General features: G+C 78.9%; 1 protein-coding gene. It reads right to left on the bottom strand.

The window, feature by feature from the left end; genetic code table 11:
* The coding region (locus tag ACFV0O_RS36365; RefSeq protein WP_380348392.1) for a biotin carboxylase N-terminal domain-containing protein at positions 1-157 on the bottom strand (157 nt) is incomplete at its 3' end.
* Positions 158-304: the final 147 nt, after the last annotated feature.

Below are 304 nucleotides of genomic sequence, written 5' to 3'. Positions count from 1 at the left end.
TGTGGTGCCGCCGCGCGAGTGCGGGGGGTGTGTTGTGGGTGTCTGGGTTGTGTGAGTCGGTCAAGGCGGCGTCGGCGGGCCCCCCCCGCCGCCGCAGGGTGCGGATCACCCGGAGGGCGATCTCGCCGCGGTTGGCGACCAGAACTGTGTCGAACATGGGAGGCGTTCCTCCGGGTCGAGGGGAGCCGTACGAAGGAGGTGGCGGTGGGCGGTCGGGGGGGGGGGCGGCGGGGGGGGGGGGGCGGGGGCCCGGCGGGCGCGGCCCCGCCGCGCGGCCCCGGCGAGGGTCGCGGGGCGACGGTCC

It is taken from the genome of Kitasatospora sp. NPDC059577 (genome assembly GCF_042735475.1).
Classification (GTDB): domain Bacteria; phylum Actinomycetota; class Actinomycetes; order Streptomycetales; family Streptomycetaceae; genus Kitasatospora.
This window is presented reverse-complemented; position numbering and strand designations above follow the sequence as displayed.